Source organism: Methylobacterium sp. J-043 (genome assembly GCF_022829505.1).
Lineage (GTDB): Bacteria > Pseudomonadota > Alphaproteobacteria > Rhizobiales > Beijerinckiaceae > Methylobacterium > Methylobacterium extorquens_A.
The window spans coordinates 20,678-35,460 of sequence record NZ_JAKSYB010000032.1; the positions used below are offsets into that span (position 1 = coordinate 20,678).

Below are 14,783 nucleotides of genomic sequence, written 5' to 3' on the forward strand. Positions count from 1 at the left end.
ACCCGCCGTATCATGCGATTTCGCCGGGCGGACGGCGGGTCGGCGGCGAGGCGGTGGGATCGGCCGGCGTACCCGGCTCGGGCGCGAGGGCCGGATCGTGTACCGGCGAGGGCGTTCCAGTGGCGCGCGTCTCGCCCGTGGTGCCGTTGGTCCAACCCTGCGCCCGCCAGCCCTCCGCGCGCTCGTCGAGATCGACCGCTCCGCCGCGCTGCATCAGAGCGATGACTCGGTCGGCGACCTCCCCGTCCGCGCGCACGGTGACCAGGGTGCCCCCGCGCCGGATGCCCTCGGCATAGGTCTCGGCATCGGCGCCGCTCAGCCCCGCGCCGGTCATGGCGCCGATCAGGCCGCCCGCGGCCGCTCCCACCCCTGCCCCCGACAGGGCGGCGACGAGCCAGCCCGCCGCGATCACCGGACCGGCGCCGGGAATCGCGAGAAGCCCCAGACTCGCGAGCAGGCCCGCGCCACCGCCGAGGACGGTACCGACCGTCGCTCCCGCTCCCGCCCCCTCTGTCGCCGAACTCTCATGCTCGCTTGCCGAGCCATGGCCCGGCGCCACCGACTCGCCCGTGGAGCCACCGGCCGAGGCGCCAGCCGGCCGATCCGTGCCGTTCAGTGAGACGATGCCGATATCCGATTGCGGCACGCCCGCCGCCTCAATGCGATCGATGACGCGGGCGGCGGCGTCTTGATTGTCGAACAGGGCGGTGACGGCGCGTGCTGCCATGGTCGTTCCTCTATCTGCTTCGGGGTCGGTCAGCCGCTACTCGGCAGCGACGTTGCCCCGGAAATCCATGCCGACGCTCAGCGTGCGGCCCGCATGCTCGGCGCGCCCACGCCAGATGCCCTGTCCATCGAGGTGCAGGTCGGCGACGTCGGCAAAGCCCATCTCGGCAAACCGCGCGCGTACCTGCGCGGCGGTGAAGCTGTTGGCGCCCGGTTCGAGCCGCCCGCCCACCGCCCCATGTGCCTTCTCCGCAGGCGTCACGGCAGGCGCCTCCGGCTCCGGAGCAGCACGGACGGCCGTCGATGCCAGCACGGCGAGGAGGAGAAGGGGAAGGGCGCGCATGGCTTGAGGCTCGTCCGCAGGCTCGCGGCCGTTCACCGGGCCGGTTGCCGGACCAAGCCGCGGTCACCGGTCGAGGTTCCGTCTCGAGGCCGGCGTTGTTGGGGTCGGCGTTAACGCATCGCTAACCCTGCACCCGGCAAATCCTGCCGGGTGCGGTCCTGCGGTTAGGCCCGCGCGATTCGTCTTCGGGGATTCGGCGCGATGAGCGAGACGGCCAGGGCCGTTCCAGCGGGAACAGGCGGGCTCGGCGGCCTGTCCTCCCTGCGCATGCCGAACCGGGCGAGCTTCCAGGCGCTGTCCAAGCGCTCGGACCTGTTCTTCGCCACCGCGGTGATGGGCATCCTCGTGGTGCTGATCTTCCCGCTGCCGGCCTTCCTGCTCGACCTGCTGCTCGCGGTCTCGATCATCATCTCGGTGCTGATCATGATGACGGGGCTGTTCATCGACAATCCGCTCGAATTCACCGTCTTCCCGACGCTGCTGCTGGTCGCGACACTGCTACGGCTCGCGCTCAACCTCGCCTCGACCCGGCTGATCCTCGGCCATGGCCACGAGGGCACGGCGGCGGCGGGCCACGTCATCGAGGCCTTCGGGCATTTCGTGATGGGCGGCAACTTCGTGATCGGGATCATCGTCTTCGCGATCCTGATCATCGTCAACTTCGTCGTCATCACCAAGGGCTCGGGCCGTATCGCCGAGGTGGCCGCGCGCTTCACCCTCGACGCCATGCCCGGCAAGCAGATGGCCATCGACGCCGACCTCTCGGCCGGGCTGATCGACGAGAAGGTGGCCAAGGCCCGCCGCTCGGCGCTCGAAGAGGAATCCTCGTTCTTCGGCGCCATGGACGGTGCCTCGAAGTTCGTGCGCGGCGACGCGGTGGCCGCACTCCTCATCACCGGTATCAACGTGGTCGGCGGCATCATCATCGGTGTCGCCCAGAACGGGCTCGGCTTCGCCGAAGCCGCCAAGACCTACACCCTGCTCACCATCGGCGACGGGCTCGCCTCTCAGGTGCCGGCGCTGATCGTCTCGACCGCGGCCGGCATCCTCGTCTCGAAGGCCGGCGTGAAAGGCTCGGCGGACAAGGCGCTCGGCAAGCAGATGGCGAACTACCCCAAAGCCCTCGGCATGTCGGCGGGCGTCATGATCCTGATCGCCCTCCTGCCCGGCATGCCGATGCTGCCCTTCCTCGCGCTCGGCGGCGCCTCCGGCTACGCGGCGTGGCGCATCGCCAAAACCCAGCGCGAAAACCCGCCCGCGCCGGCCGAGGGCACGCCCGGCGCCGCTGCCCCCGGCGCAGCGCCCGCGGAAGAGACCGTCACCGATCTCTTGAAGCTCGACGACCTCAAGCTGGAGATGGGCTACGCGCTCCTCGCTCTCGTCAACGGCGAGGGCCAGGACCGGCTCACCGACCAGATCAAGGCCCTGCGCCGCCAGCTCGCGGCGGAACTCGGCATCGTCATGCCCTCGGTGCGCATCCTCGACAACGTGAGCCTGGAGGCCAACACCTACGTGGTGCGGGTGAAGGAGATCGAGGCCGGCACCGGCCAGGTCTTCCCCGGCCAGTTCATGGCGATGGACCCGATGGGCGGCCAGGTGCAGCTGCCCGGCCAGCATCTCTTGGAGCCGACCTTCGGCCTGCCCGCGACCTGGGTCGATGCCGGCCTGCGGGATCAGGCCCAGCTCAAGGGCTACACCGTGGTCGATGCGGCCACCGTGATCTCGACCCACCTGACCGAACTCATCAAGGCCCACGTCTCGGAACTCCTGAACCACGTCGAGGTGCAGAAGCTGCTGCGCGAACTGCCCAAGGAGCACACCGAACTCCTCAAGGAAGTGGTGCCGTCGCAGATCGCCACCACCGGCATCCAGCGCGTGCTGCAACTGCTGCTCGCCGAGCGGGTCTCGGTGCGCGACCTCGGCTCCATCGTCGAGGGCATCGCCGAGGTCGCCGGCCATGTGAAGAACCCGCGCGACATCGTCGAGCATGTCCGCGCCCGCCTCGGCCGGCAGATCTGCGCCCAGTATCAGGGCCCGGACGGGACGCTGCCGATCATCACCCTGTCACCCACCTGGGAGCAGGCCTTCCTCGAATCGATCGTCGGCGAGCGCGAGGAGCGCTACCTCGCGATGCAGCCCTCGAAGCTCACGGAATTCGTCAACACGGTGCGCGACCGGTTCGAGCAGGCGGCCCGGATGGGCGAGATGCCGGTGCTCGTTACCTCCGTGCAGGCCCGGCCGTTCGTGCGCTCGATCATCGAGCGCTTCCGCCGCGAGACCCCGGTGATGAGCCAAGCGGAGATCCATTCCCGTGCGCGGCTGCGGACGGTGGGATCGGTGTAACGGCCTGACGCCCGGTCCAATCTCCGTCGCCGTCACCATTGGCGGAGGCAGGTTTCGGGGATCGTTAACATCGGTCCATTACCAACCCAACGTTGCCCCGCGAGGAAAAGCCGAACTCGGGGCCGTTCGGGGGTGTGCCGATGCTTCGCTTTGATATTCCGAGAAAGCTCTATGCCCTGGTGGTGCTGTCGGCCCTGAGTCTCGTGGCGATCGGCACGGTCGCCCTGAGCTATCAATACGACGCGATGTACACTCAGCGCGTGAACCGCCTCAACCTGATGACCGAATCGGCCGTCAACCTGATCGACCACCATCGCCAGCGTGTCGAGAAAGGCGAGATGACGGAGGCTGCGGCCCGAACCGCCGCCTATGCCGCCGTCACATCGATGCGGCACGGCAAGGACGGCTACTTCTTCGTCTACGACCGCGACATCAACGTCGTCGCCCATGCGACGTCGAAGCTCATCGGCCAGAGCTTCCGCGACCTGAAGGACACGACCGGCTTCGCCTTCATCGCCGACGTATTGCCGCGCGCCGTGCGCGATGGGGTCGCCTCCATCGTCTACACGTGGAAGCGCACGCCGGACGCCGAGGCGACGCCGAAACTCGGCGTGTTCCGGTTCTACGCGCCGTGGGGGCTCTACATCGGCACCGGCGTCCATATCGACGACCTGAAGGCGACGCTGTGGGAGCAGATCGAACGCCTCGGCGTCATCGCACTCGGCATCCTCCTCGTCCTCGGCGCGGTTTCCTGGGCGATCATCCGCTCGATCGTGCGCCCGATGAACGCGCTGCAGGCGACGATGGGCCGGCTCGCCGAGGGCCGTACCGATATCGCCCTGCCCGAGGCGGAGCGGAACGACGAGGTGGGCGCGATGGCCCGTGCCGTGGCGGTGTTCCGCGACAACGCCGTCGAGCGCGAACGGCTGCAGGGCGCCCAGGATGCCGATCAGGCGCTGAAGATGGAGCGGGGGGAGCGGCTCAACGCCCTGATCCAGGGCTTCGAGGGCACGATCACCGGCATCGTCACCACCATCGGCGGGGCCGCCTCGCAGCTGCAATCGACCGCGCAGGGCCTTGCCGGCACCGCGAACCAGACGGCCGAACAATCGACCGCCGTCGCCGCGGCCGCCGAGGAGGCGACCACGAACGTCAACACCGTGGCCGCCGCCGCCGAGGAACTCGGCACCTCCGTCCAGGAGATCGGCCGGCAGGTGGACGGGTCGGCCGCCCTCTCCCGCACCGCCGTGGACGAGGCCGGCCAGACCGGGCAGCTCGTCCAGGATCTGAGCGAGGCCGCCGCCCGCATCGGCGACGTCGTGGCGATGATCTCCGACATCGCCGGCCAGACCAATCTGCTGGCCCTCAACGCGACGATCGAGGCGGCGCGCGCCGGTGAAGCGGGCCGCGGCTTCGCCGTGGTGGCGGCGGAGGTGAAGGAGTTGGCAAGCCAGACGGCGCGGGCGACGACGGACATCTCAGAGCAGATCGCCCGCATCCAACGCTCCACCGATACGGCCGTGAGCGCGATCGGCGACATCACCGGGCGAATCCGCGAGATCAGCAGCGTCTCCACCTCGATCGCGGCGGCGGTCGAGGAGCAGAGCGCGGCGACCCAGGAGATCGTCCGCAACGTGGCCCAGGCCGCGACGGGCACCAGCGAGGTCACGCACAACATCACCGGCGTCGCCCGCGCCTCGGAGGAGACCGGGACGGCCGCCGCACAGGTGCTCGGCGCCGCCTCGGAGCTGTCGCAGCAATCCGATCACCTGCGGGCCGAGGTCCGGCGCTTCCTGGCGACGGTGCGGGCCGCCTGAAGCCTGACGCGCTCGCCGACGGCCCTACGAAAAGAGCCGAGCCGACCCCGATAAGGTCGGCTCGGTTTTTCGATTCATGCGCGCGGTCCCCTCGGAGAGCCGGCATCGCCAGGGGGCAGGTAACCGCCTCGGCTCCGTGAGCATCGTCCAGGATACCGGATCCAGAACGATGCTCCAGCCTTCTGTTTTACATCATCTTTTTCTGAAAAGCCGGAAGCCACCTTTCGGGATGATGCGCTAGGCCGGCCGCCGATCAGGCATGCCCCTCGATGGCGCGCAGGACGGCGACCATCTGGTCGGCCTGCGAGCGGGTGAGCCCTTTGCTGATGATCGTGCCGTCCCGGCAGATCGAACAGGTGCCGTCTTCGGCGACCCGAATCTTGATCGAAGCCATGATACCCATCCGGAGCCGGAACGGCTCCTCATTCCGTCGAAGCTTAACCGTTCCTGAAAGGCCCGCAACCCTGCGCGTCCCACTCATCCACGGAAGCGGTGTGAGGTAAGGATCGGCGATCCTGCCGTCACTGCGACGAAATGTACTCGAAACCCAAAGCCAGTGACCCGAAACGCAACCGGCGGCTCGCTCCATGGAGCGGCCGCCGGCAGGCGTTTCAAAGGTGGTGGATCAGACCGCCTTCTTCTCGAGCCGACGCTCGATCACATGGTTGTCGAGGCCCGGCGCGACGAGCGGTGGCTCCGGCGCGGCCTTGCCGTCCTTGCTGCCGAGCGCGTTCGTAAGGCGGGAGCGCTCGAACAGCAGCACCACGACGATGGCCACGGCGAAGGGGATGATCAGGTAGAACAGGCGGAAGATCAGCACCGCGGCGAGAACCGGCGCCTTCTCGGCATCGGTCTGAAGCTGCATGGCGGTGAAGAACACGAGCTCGAACACGCCGAGGCCGCCCGGCGCGTGCGAGGCGAGCGCGACGGAGAACGAGGCGAGGAAGATCCCGAGCACCGGGATGAAGCCGGGGTTCAGGGCATCCGGCAGGGCGAAGTAGATGATGCCGGCGGCACCCAGCAGCTCCAGCGGCGCCGCGATGAGCTGGCGCACCATGATTCCGGGCCGCGGATACTCGATTTTGAAGTTGCGGATCGTTAGCGGGCGGAAGCGCAGCACCGAGCCGAGGACGTAGAGCGCGACGAAACCGAGCAGACCGAAGCCGACCAGCCGCGAGGTCGCGGGATTGGTCAGCACCGCCGGCAGCAGGTTGTCGAGCCGCGCAAGGAGGTTCGGATCGTAGACCAGCACGAAGCCGCCGAGCAGGATCGTGCCAAGACCGAAGGTGAAGGAGCACAGGGCCACTAACACCGCGACCTGCGCCGCCGAGAGGCCTTTCGAGGTGTAGGCCCGGTAGCGCACCAGGGCGCCGGAGAAGACCGAGGCGCCGATGTTGTGCGAGAGGGCGTAGGTCGTGAACGAGCACAGCGATACGAATAGCCACGAGATGTGGCGCACACCCAGATGCAGCAGCGCAATCCGGTCGTACCAAGCGAGCGCGGCGTAGGCGACGAGGGTGGAGAGGGCGGCCAGCAGGAAGTGATGGAGCGGGATGGCGGCAAACGCCGCTTCGATGCTCGCCCAGGAGAGGGTCTTCAACTGTCCCCAGAGCAGGTAGCAGGACACCGCCACCGCGGCGAGGCCGATCAAGCCCCAGAAGACTTCACTGATTTTTTTCATGGATGTCCGCCGCCTCTCTCGGGAGCGGTCTCTCCTGCGCCACGACCGCGCGCATCGCAAGCGGGACTGGGCGACCGTCTCGATGGGGCCGGCTCTTGCCGTCAGATCATGACGCTTTCATGCCGAACAATGCGGCCCTGATCGATTCGGCGGCGCTGGCGAGCATCGCATTCAGTGCGGCTCAAGCGCTCGGGAATGGCCCCTTGATGAACGCGGCGATCGATCTGGCAGGAAAGCACGGCTCGGCGGGGAGCCGTGCGGATCGGGCTTGCCCCCTACCCTACCGCGAAGGCGTGACCTGATCGATGTAGGCCGCGTTAGATCCTCTCGAGGGCGGAGGGCTCGCCCGTTCGCGGCGACCGGAGGATCGACCCTTGATCGACCCCGGGATCGGACCGGCCGCGTCGAGCAGTTCCTCGTCCGTGATCAGGCCCGGGCGACGCGTGCTGGTGCGAGGCCCCGGTCCCAAACGCTGTCCCTCGTAGAGGTTGATACAATCGCGCAGGGCGATCGGGTCTCGAATGAAGGTGCAGTCATTCACATTCGGGACAGGCGCTGCCCCGTTCGGAGTGACGAGGTTCTGCGCGACCACAACCGGCGATGTGGATGTCGGCCCGAGCGTATCAACCCGATAGGCGATGCCGTCCGGCGTGACGGCGTTTCGCGCCGTCGCAACGGATGGGGCGTCCTCCAAATCCCACGCGAGCGTCCGAGACCCTCTTCCATCCAGTGGGATGACGCGCTGCGCAAAGGCGGTGCAGGGGATAAGGCCGGCGACACAGGCCGCGAGCAGGACCTTGGTTCCAGACTGCAGCATGTCGCACCTATGCAGGAGCGGCGCGCGCCAGAATGCGGTTCGCTGCCGACTACATCGGTAAAAACTTCGTTTCCCATTCGGGGTTCCCCCCGGAGCCGACCGACCGGCACCGGCTTTCACCCGGGCCCGCCCGGCAGGATCGAAGCATGCGGTTCCGACAGAGTGACAGCGGGGAACCGTGGACGCGCCCGCATCACCGGCCTCGTGCCGCCGACGCGCTCGACAATCCTGCCGACAGCCGTCTCCGACCCGATGGCATCAGGCCGGCGCCTCTCGGTCCTTGTTGACGCGCTTTCCCTCGACGAACCGGCACACTTCGTCGGAATGCGCTTGAGGATCTCGCCTCTCAGGCCCGAGCCCGAAGTCCGATCGCGTCCATCTCGGCCTGCTCGCGGGCGGCTTCGGCCGCACGCTCGGCGGAGCGCTCGCGATCCTCCAGGATCTCGACCTTCTTCAGTTCCTCGAACGCTTCGCCGAGCTCTGCCTTGGCCTCGGCGAGCTGCCCCTCGAGGGCGGCGGCCGACTGGCGCATGTTGTCCCGGCGGCCGGTGGCGGCGCGGGCATAGGTCGGATAGGCGAAATGGGCCGGATCGGAGATACCGGCACGGGCTTCCTCCTGCGAGACTTCCCGGTCGAGTTCGGCCGCCATGCGGTTGAAGTCGGCCATCATCATCTCGATCTGCGCCACCCTGCGGCGCTTCTCATCCACCTGGAACCGACGCAACCGGATCAGCGTGTCACGCGATTTCATGTCGGGCCATCCACTCCACGCTACGCCGGGACGCGACCCGATCGGCGCGGGCGGTCCACACGGACCGTTATCCCGACGCGCTTTTCGAAGCCGCCTCACGCACCGCCGACAATGGCGGCCAACCGGTCGTAACCCTCGCCGATGGAGGTTGCTTCTTCCTTACCCTGCCCCAGAAAAGCCGTCAGATCGGGCATGAGAGCGACCGCCTCATCCACCTCCGGCGACGAGCCGGCGCGATAGGCCCCGAGCCGGATCAACTCTTCCATGTCGGCATAGGTCGCCAGCACCTTTCGCGCACGGCGGACGGTGGGAAGATGGGCCGGGTCGCAGGCCCGCGGCATGGTGCGCGAGACCGAGCGCAGCACGTTGATCGCCGGGTAGCGCCCCTGCTCGGCGATCCGCCGCTCCATGACGATGTGCCCGTCGAGGATGCCGCGCACCGCATCCGCCACCGGCTCGTTGTGGTCGTCGCCCTCCACCAGCACGGTGAACAGACCGGAGATCGCCCCCTCACCCACGCCCGGCCCGGCCCGTTCGAGCAGGCGCGGCAGTTCGGAGAAGACGGTGGGCGTGTAGCCCTTGGCCGTCGGCGGCTCGCCGCCGGCCAGCCCGATGTCGCGCTGGGCCATGGCGAAGCGGGTGATCGAATCGATCATGCACAGAACCTGCGCGCCCTGATCGCGAAAGTACTCGGCCACCGCCAGGGTCACGTAGGCGGCGTTGCGGCGCATCAGCACCGGCTCGTCCGAGGTCGCCACCACCACGACCGAACGGGCGAGCCCCGCCGCGCCGAGATCGTCCTGGAGAAACTCCTGTACCTCGCGCCCGCGCTCGCCGACGAGGCCGATCACCGCCACGTCGGCGGCGGTGTAGCGGGCCAGCATCGACAGCAGCACCGACTTGCCGACCCCGGAGCCGGCGAAGATGCCCATGCGCTGCCCGCGGCACATGGTGAGGAAGGTGTTGATGCAGCGAACCCCGAGATCGAGCGGCGGCCCAACGCGCCGTCGTCCGTGCGCGGGAGGCGGATCGGCCCGCAGGGGATAGATTGCGGGCCCCTGCGCGAGAGGGCCGAGGCCGTCGATGGGCCGCCCGAGGGCATCGACGGTGCGGCCGAGCCAGGCGGCGGAGGGGCGGATCGCGCCGGCCGCCTCGTCGCGCACCAGGGCCGGGCAGCCGCGGCGTACGCCTTCGAGGGAGCCGAACGGCATGGCGAGCGCCCGGTCGCCGGCAAAGCCGATCACCTCGCACGGCACCGTCGAGGCCGCGACCCCGGCGCCTTCCACCAACACGTCGATGCGGCCGCCAAGCCGCATCGCGGAGACCGGCCCGGCCACCTCGACCAGAAGGCCGCGGATCGCCGTCACCCGTCCGAAGGTCTCCAGGGTCTCGACGGTCGAGAGCGCGGCGAGCGCCGCCGCCAGCCCTCCGGAGCCGCGCTCCTGCGTCATGTGCTCCGACCCCGTTAACCGCGTCCCGCCACCGAACCGGCCGATGTCTTAACACCGCCGGACCGCTCGCCAAGGCTCCCGGCCGGCTGACCGGAGGGCGATGCCGCCGCTCGCGGGAATGGGAACGGCGACGAATGGCCTTCGTCACCTTTCCGCAACAGAAGGGCCAACCTCAAGCAAAAGAAGGGGTTAGCGGGGGAGGCTCACTCTCGGCTTCGGGAGAGCGCGCACCGCTGGAGAACAGATCGCCAACGATAGGGAGAATCGCTGCCGGACTCGAAAGAGACAGTGCTTGCAAGCGGGATTCGGGTTTTGTTAACGGTTAAGGAATAGCGTTTCGAAAGTGGGAATGAGGGAGCGTCCGCCGTGGCCGTCGGCGGACGACCGGCGGCGGCTTGTCTCAAGCGCCCCGAAACGGCTTGTCCGGTGGGGATCACGATGCGCGTACTTCTGATCGAGGACGACAGCGCCACGGCGCAGAGCATCGAATTGATGCTCAAGTCCGAGAACTTTAACACCTACACGACCGACCTCGGCGAAGAGGGTGTCGATCTCGGCAAACTCTACGATTACGACATCATCCTTTTGGATCTGAACCTGCCCGACATGTCGGGCTACGAGGTGCTGCGCTCGTTGCGTGTCGCCAAGGTGAAGACCCCGATCCTGATCCTGTCGGGCATGGCCGGCATCGAGGACAAGGTGAAGGGCCTCGGCTTCGGCGCCGACGACTACCTCACCAAACCCTTCCACAAGGACGAACTGGTGGCGCGCATCCACGCCATCGTCCGCCGCTCGAAGGGCCATGCTCAGTCGGTCATCACCACCGGCGACCTGATCGTGAACCTCGATCAGAAGACCGTCGAGGTCTCGGGCTCGCGGGTCCACCTCACCGGCAAGGAGTACCAGATGCTGGAACTCCTCAGCTTGCGGAAGGGCACCACGCTGACGAAGGAGATGTTCCTCAACCATCTCTACGGCGGCATGGACGAGCCGGAGCTGAAGATCATCGACGTGTTCATCTGTAAGCTGCGCAAGAAGCTGGCGAACGCTTCTGCCGGCAAGAACTACATCGAGACCGTGTGGGGCCGTGGCTACGTGCTGCGCGAGCCGGTCGAGGGTGAAGACCGCATGGCGGTCTGAGATCCGTCGCCGGAACCTTGCCGACGAACCCCGCTCCGGCGGGGTTCTTTTGTTCAGGGTCCGGCGATCCGCGAGCCGAGGGCCTGGACGAGGGATCGGGCGTTGCGGGAGGCGGTCGCAGCGTCGGCCGCCAGCGAGCGGATCGTCGGCAGGTCGCTCTCGCACGCGGTACAGAGAAGCGTCAGCCGATCCGTCTCGGCCCGCCCCGAGAAGCGACCGCCCGGCGCGGCCTTCGCCTCGGCAGCGAGCGTGCCGAGATCGCGGACAGCGAATCCTTCGGCGAAAGCCGGCAGGGGCGCGAGGCCGAGAAAGACGGCAACGGCCCGTCGCCGCATGCGCCCCCTTCCCCCGCGACCGCGAACGAACCGCCGAATCAGGCCTCGGCCGGCTCCTCGCGGAAATACGGCTCGACGGCGCCCTTGAGCTTGACCGTCATCGGATTGCCGGCCCGGTCGAGTGCCTTGCCGGCCGAGAGCCGCACCCAGCCTTCGCTGACGCAGTACTCCTCGACATTGGTCTTCTCGGCCCCCTTGAAGCGGATGCCGACGCCGCGGGCGAGGACCGCCTCGTCGTAGTGGGGGCTGTTCGGATTGACCGAGAGGCGGTCGGGGGGCGTTTCGGACATGGATGGTGCGTTCCTGGAAATCGTGCCGGCCGGTTACGGCAATCGCGGCGCGCCCGCAACGGCACGCTCGGCCCGCGCCGCATCGATCAGCTCCGCCACCCGCCCGCTCTGGAGGAGCGGAATCCACCGCATCACCGTCTCATGCGGAAAATCCCACCACGCCGCCTCGACGAGTGCAACCGTCGTCGCCTCGTCGAAGCGGCGGCGCACGATCCGCGCCGGATTACCGGCGACGACCGCGTAGGGCGGTACATCCCGCGTGACGACGGCATGGGCCGCGACGACCGCGCCAGGCCCGACGGTCACGCCCGACAGAATCATGCAGCCCGATCCGAGCCAGACGTCGTGGCCGATGATCACGCCGCCGCGCGAGGAATGGTAATCCTGTGGTGCGTCCGCTCCCGGCCACAGGCCGGTCATCGCGGCGAACGGATAGGTCGAAACCCAGTCGAGCCGGTGGTCGCCGCCGAGCAGGATCTCGACCCGATCCGCGATGGAACAATACCGGCCGATCGTCAGCCGCTGGCCGGATTCGGGGAAGCGCACCTTCGGTCGGCCGTAAGAGTATGCTCCGATTGAGAAATTCCAGCGCCGGGCCAGCTTTTCCAGATGCAGCCGCGTCTCGTTGTGCGGGTTGCGCCCCCGCCGCAGCCGTTGCAACAGATGCCTCAACAGTGCCCCCCGCGAGAAGAGGGTGCGGGCGCGCAAAAACGAGCGGAAGAGGACGGCATCGCCATGGCCGACAATATGTCCGAGGATCTGAAGTCCGGGGCGCTCGTCTACCACCGACTGCCGAAACCCGGAAAGCTCGAGATCCAGGCCACCAAGCCGCTCGGCAACCAGCGCGATCTGGCCCTCGCCTACTCTCCCGGCGTGGCCGCCGCCTGCATGGCGATCTACGACGACCCGCAGGAGGCCGCCACCCTCACCATCCGCCAGAACCTCGTCGCCGTGCTCTCGAACGGCACGGCCGTGCTCGGCCTCGGCGATATCGGCCCGCTGGCCTCCAAGCCGGTGATGGAGGGCAAGGCGGTCCTGTTCAAGAAGTTCGCCGGCATCGACGTCTTCGACATCGAGGTGGACCAGAAGGACGTCGACAAGCTCGTCGACGTGGTCTGCTCCCTGGAGCCGACCTTTGGCGGCATCAACCTCGAAGACATCAAGGCGCCGGAATGCTTTGAGGTCGAGGAGCGGTGCCGGGAGCGGATGAACATCCCGGTCTTCCACGACGACCAGCACGGCACGGCGATCATCGTCGCGGCCGCCGTCCTCAACGCACTCGAACTCGCGGGCAAGCAGCTCTCGGACGCCAAGATCGTCACCTCGGGTGCGGGTGCTGCGGCCCTGGCCTGCCTCAACCTCTTGGTCTCGCTCGGCGCGACCCGTGAAAACATCACCGTCACCGACATCAAGGGCGTGGTCTACAAGGGCCGCGCCGAGCTGATGGACCGCTGGAAGGACGTCTACGCGCAGGAGACCGAAGCGCGGACGCTCGCCGAGGTGATCCCCGGCGCCGACGTGTTCATCGGCCTCTCGGCCGGCGGGGTGCTCAAGCCCGAATATCTCGAGAAGATGGCCGAGAAGCCGCTCATCATGGCGCTCGCCAACCCCTACCCCGAGATCATGCCGGACTTGGCCGAGCAGGCGCGGCCGGACGCGATGATCTGCACGGGGCGCTCGGACTTCCCCAACCAGGTGAACAACGTCCTCTGCTTCCCCTACATCTTCCGTGGCGCGCTCGATGTCGGCGCCCACAAGATCAACGAGGAGATGAAGAAGGCCGCCGTGAAGGCGATCGCGGCGCTCGCCCGCGAGGCGCCTTCCGACGTGGTGGCCCGCGCCTATGGCGGGGAGGCCCGTCCGTTCGGGCCTCGCTCGCTGATCCCGAGCCCGTTCGATCCGCGCCTGATCCTGCGTATCGCCCCCGCGGTGGCCAAGGCGGCGATGGATTCGGGCGTCGCCGGGCGACCGGTGGAGAACATCGAAGCCTACGCCGAGTCGCTCGACCGCTTCGTGCACCGCTCCGGCTTCATCATGAAGCCGCTCTTCTCCAAGGCGAAGGCCGATCCGAAGCGTGTCATCTACGCCGAGGGCGAGGACGAGCGCGTGCTGCGCGCCGCGCAGGCGGTCGTCGAGGACAAGGTGGCCCGGCCGATCCTCGTCGGTCGCCCGCGGGTGATCGAGACCCGCATCAAGCGCTTCGGCCTCGACCTCAAAGCGGGCGAGCATTTCGACCTGATCGATCCCGAGGACGATCCGCGCTACCGGGCCTATGTCGCCAGCTATCTCGAGATCGCCGGGCGGCGCGGCATCACCCCGGATCTCGCGCGGACGCTGGTGCGCACCAACACCACGGTGATCGCGGCCCTCGCGGTGCGCCGCGGCGAGGCCGACGCGCTGATCTGCGGCCTGGAGGGCCGGTTCGAGACGCGCCTGCGGGTCATCCGCGACATCATCGGGCTCTCGCCCGATTCGCTCGATTTCGCCGGCATGAGCCTGATCGTGACGAAGAAGGGTGCCTTCTTCCTCGCCGACACCCATGTCCGCCAGGATCCGAGCGCGGAGGAGATCGCCGACGTCGCCATCGCCTGCGCCAACCATGTCGGCCGCTTCGGTCTGACGCCGAAGATCGCGCTCCTGAGCCACTCCGATTTCGGCCAATCGGATTCCGCCTCGGCGAAGAAGATGCGGCGGGCACTCGAACTGATCCAGGCGCGCGCGCCCGACGTTCAGGCCGACGGCGAGATGCAGGCGGATTCGGCTCTGTCCGAACTCGTGCGCGACCGGGTGCTGCCGAGTTCGAACTGGAAGGGCGCGGCCAACATCCTCGTCTTCCCGAACCTGGACGCGGCCAACATCGCCTTCCAGTTCGCCAAGGTGCTCGCCGACGCGCTGCCGGTCGGCCCGCTGCTGATCGGCCCGGCCAAGCCGGCGCACATCCTCACCCCCTCGGTCACCGCCCGCGGCATCGTCAATGTCACCGCCGCGGCGGTGGTGGAGGCGCAGGCCATGGCGCCGCTGCCGGTCGCGCCGGAGGCCGAACCCGGCGTGGGACCGATCTCGGAGTAACGCCCCGAGCTTGGCTGTGA

14 protein-coding genes are annotated in these 14,783 nt (G+C 68.1%); 4 read left to right on the forward strand and 10 right to left on the reverse strand.

All coding sequences use genetic code 11. The features are described 5' to 3' along the window. Positions 1-10: 10 nt before the first annotated feature. Positions 11-727, reverse strand: coding sequence for a hypothetical protein (locus MKK50_RS05640; protein WP_499021008.1), 717 nt, complete (start codon positions 725-727; stop codon positions 11-13). 36 nt (positions 728-763) lie between these two features. Next, positions 764-1,069: a hypothetical protein gene (locus tag MKK50_RS05645; RefSeq protein WP_499021010.1), complete on the reverse strand. Its 306-nt coding sequence runs from the start codon at positions 1,067-1,069 to the stop codon at positions 764-766. A gap of 201 nt (positions 1,070-1,270) precedes the next feature. On the opposite strand from MKK50_RS05645, the gene flhA reads away from it, so the two are divergent. Beyond that, positions 1,271-3,412 (forward strand): flagellar biosynthesis protein FlhA, encoded by a 2,142-nt coding sequence (gene flhA / locus MKK50_RS05650; protein ID WP_499021012.1) that lies wholly within the window; start codon positions 1,271-1,273, stop codon positions 3,410-3,412. Between the two features lie 140 nt (positions 3,413-3,552). Beyond that, positions 3,553-5,229, forward strand: a complete 1,677-nt coding sequence (locus MKK50_RS05655) for a methyl-accepting chemotaxis protein (protein ID WP_499021013.1) — start codon at positions 3,553-3,555, stop codon at positions 5,227-5,229. 253 nt (positions 5,230-5,482) lie between these two features. Here MKK50_RS05655 and MKK50_RS05660 read toward each other — a convergent pair whose 3' ends face one another. The 5 genes from MKK50_RS05660 to fliI form a co-directional block, all read right to left on the reverse strand. Further along, on the reverse strand, positions 5,483-5,623 hold the full coding sequence (locus MKK50_RS05660) for a hypothetical protein (RefSeq protein WP_253367307.1): 141 nt from the start codon (positions 5,621-5,623) through the stop codon (positions 5,483-5,485). A 231-nt stretch (positions 5,624-5,854) separates the two neighbouring features. Further along, the gene (locus MKK50_RS05665; protein WP_253367304.1) at positions 5,855-6,910 is read right to left on the reverse strand and encodes a lysylphosphatidylglycerol synthase domain-containing protein; all 1,056 of its coding nucleotides are present in this window, start codon (positions 6,908-6,910) and stop codon (positions 5,855-5,857) included. Positions 6,911-7,190: 280 nt separating this feature from the next. After that, a complete protein-coding gene (locus MKK50_RS05670) occupies positions 7,191-7,727 on the reverse strand; it encodes a hypothetical protein (RefSeq protein ID WP_499021015.1) in 537 nt (178 codons plus the stop codon). A 346-nt stretch (positions 7,728-8,073) separates the two neighbouring features. Next, a complete protein-coding gene (gene fliJ, locus MKK50_RS05675; RefSeq protein ID WP_003599595.1) occupies positions 8,074-8,478 on the reverse strand; it encodes a flagellar export protein FliJ in 405 nt (134 codons plus the stop codon). 95 nt (positions 8,479-8,573) lie between these two features. Then, positions 8,574-9,929, reverse strand: a complete 1,356-nt coding sequence (gene fliI / locus MKK50_RS05680; RefSeq protein WP_253367302.1) for a flagellar protein export ATPase FliI — start codon at positions 9,927-9,929, stop codon at positions 8,574-8,576. Between the two features lie 438 nt (positions 9,930-10,367). Here fliI and ctrA point away from each other — a divergent pair, with 438 nt between their 5' ends. Then, the gene (gene ctrA, locus MKK50_RS05685) at positions 10,368-11,069 is read left to right on the forward strand and encodes a response regulator transcription factor CtrA (RefSeq protein ID WP_003599593.1); all 702 of its coding nucleotides are present in this window, start codon (positions 10,368-10,370) and stop codon (positions 11,067-11,069) included. 53 nt (positions 11,070-11,122) lie between these two features. Here ctrA and MKK50_RS05690 read toward each other — a convergent pair whose 3' ends face one another. From MKK50_RS05690 to MKK50_RS05700, 3 genes are read right to left on the reverse strand one after another with little or no spacing between them, the layout of a single operon-like run. Then, positions 11,123-11,404 (reverse strand): hypothetical protein, encoded by a 282-nt coding sequence (locus MKK50_RS05690; RefSeq protein ID WP_499021016.1) that lies wholly within the window; start codon positions 11,402-11,404, stop codon positions 11,123-11,125. A 38-nt stretch (positions 11,405-11,442) separates the two neighbouring features. After that, positions 11,443-11,694: a DUF3297 family protein gene (locus MKK50_RS05695; RefSeq protein WP_253367295.1), complete on the reverse strand. Its 252-nt coding sequence runs from the start codon at positions 11,692-11,694 to the stop codon at positions 11,443-11,445. Between the two features lie 33 nt (positions 11,695-11,727). Further along, positions 11,728-12,354: a CatB-related O-acetyltransferase gene (locus MKK50_RS05700; RefSeq protein WP_499021240.1), complete on the reverse strand. Its 627-nt coding sequence runs from the start codon at positions 12,352-12,354 to the stop codon at positions 11,728-11,730. A 75-nt stretch (positions 12,355-12,429) separates the two neighbouring features. Here MKK50_RS05700 and MKK50_RS05705 point away from each other — a divergent pair, with 75 nt between their 5' ends. Further along, positions 12,430-14,763, forward strand: coding sequence for an NADP-dependent malic enzyme (locus MKK50_RS05705; RefSeq protein ID WP_253367291.1), 2,334 nt, complete (start codon positions 12,430-12,432; stop codon positions 14,761-14,763). Positions 14,764-14,783: the final 20 nt, after the last annotated feature.

Bases quoted from the DNA above. Each gene is read 5' to 3' on its own strand.
- fliI (WP_253367302.1), bottom strand. From the start codon at position 9,929: ATGACGCAGGAGCGCGGCTCCGGAGGGCTGGCGGCGGCGCTCGCCGCG.
- MKK50_RS05670 (WP_499021015.1), bottom strand. From the start codon at position 7,727: ATGCTGCAGTCTGGAACCAAGGTCCTGCTCGCGGCCTGTGTCGCCGGC.
- MKK50_RS05640 (WP_499021008.1), bottom strand. From the start codon at position 727: ATGGCAGCACGCGCCGTCACCGCCCTGTTCGACAATCAAGACGCCGCC.
- ctrA (WP_003599593.1), top strand. From the start codon at position 10,368: ATGCGCGTACTTCTGATCGAGGACGACAGCGCCACGGCGCAGAGCATC.
- MKK50_RS05705 (WP_253367291.1), top strand. From the start codon at position 12,430: ATGGCCGACAATATGTCCGAGGATCTGAAGTCCGGGGCGCTCGTCTAC.
- MKK50_RS05665 (WP_253367304.1), bottom strand. From the start codon at position 6,910: ATGAAAAAAATCAGTGAAGTCTTCTGGGGCTTGATCGGCCTCGCCGCG.
- MKK50_RS05660 (WP_253367307.1), bottom strand. From the start codon at position 5,623: ATGGCTTCGATCAAGATTCGGGTCGCCGAAGACGGCACCTGTTCGATC.
- MKK50_RS05695 (WP_253367295.1), bottom strand. From the start codon at position 11,694: ATGTCCGAAACGCCCCCCGACCGCCTCTCGGTCAATCCGAACAGCCCC.
- MKK50_RS05655 (WP_499021013.1), top strand. From the start codon at position 3,553: ATGCTTCGCTTTGATATTCCGAGAAAGCTCTATGCCCTGGTGGTGCTG.
- fliJ (WP_003599595.1), bottom strand. From the start codon at position 8,478: ATGAAATCGCGTGACACGCTGATCCGGTTGCGTCGGTTCCAGGTGGAT.
- flhA (WP_499021012.1), top strand. From the start codon at position 1,271: ATGAGCGAGACGGCCAGGGCCGTTCCAGCGGGAACAGGCGGGCTCGGC.
- MKK50_RS05690 (WP_499021016.1), bottom strand. From the start codon at position 11,404: ATGCGGCGACGGGCCGTTGCCGTCTTTCTCGGCCTCGCGCCCCTGCCG.
- MKK50_RS05645 (WP_499021010.1), bottom strand. From the start codon at position 1,069: ATGCGCGCCCTTCCCCTTCTCCTCCTCGCCGTGCTGGCATCGACGGCC.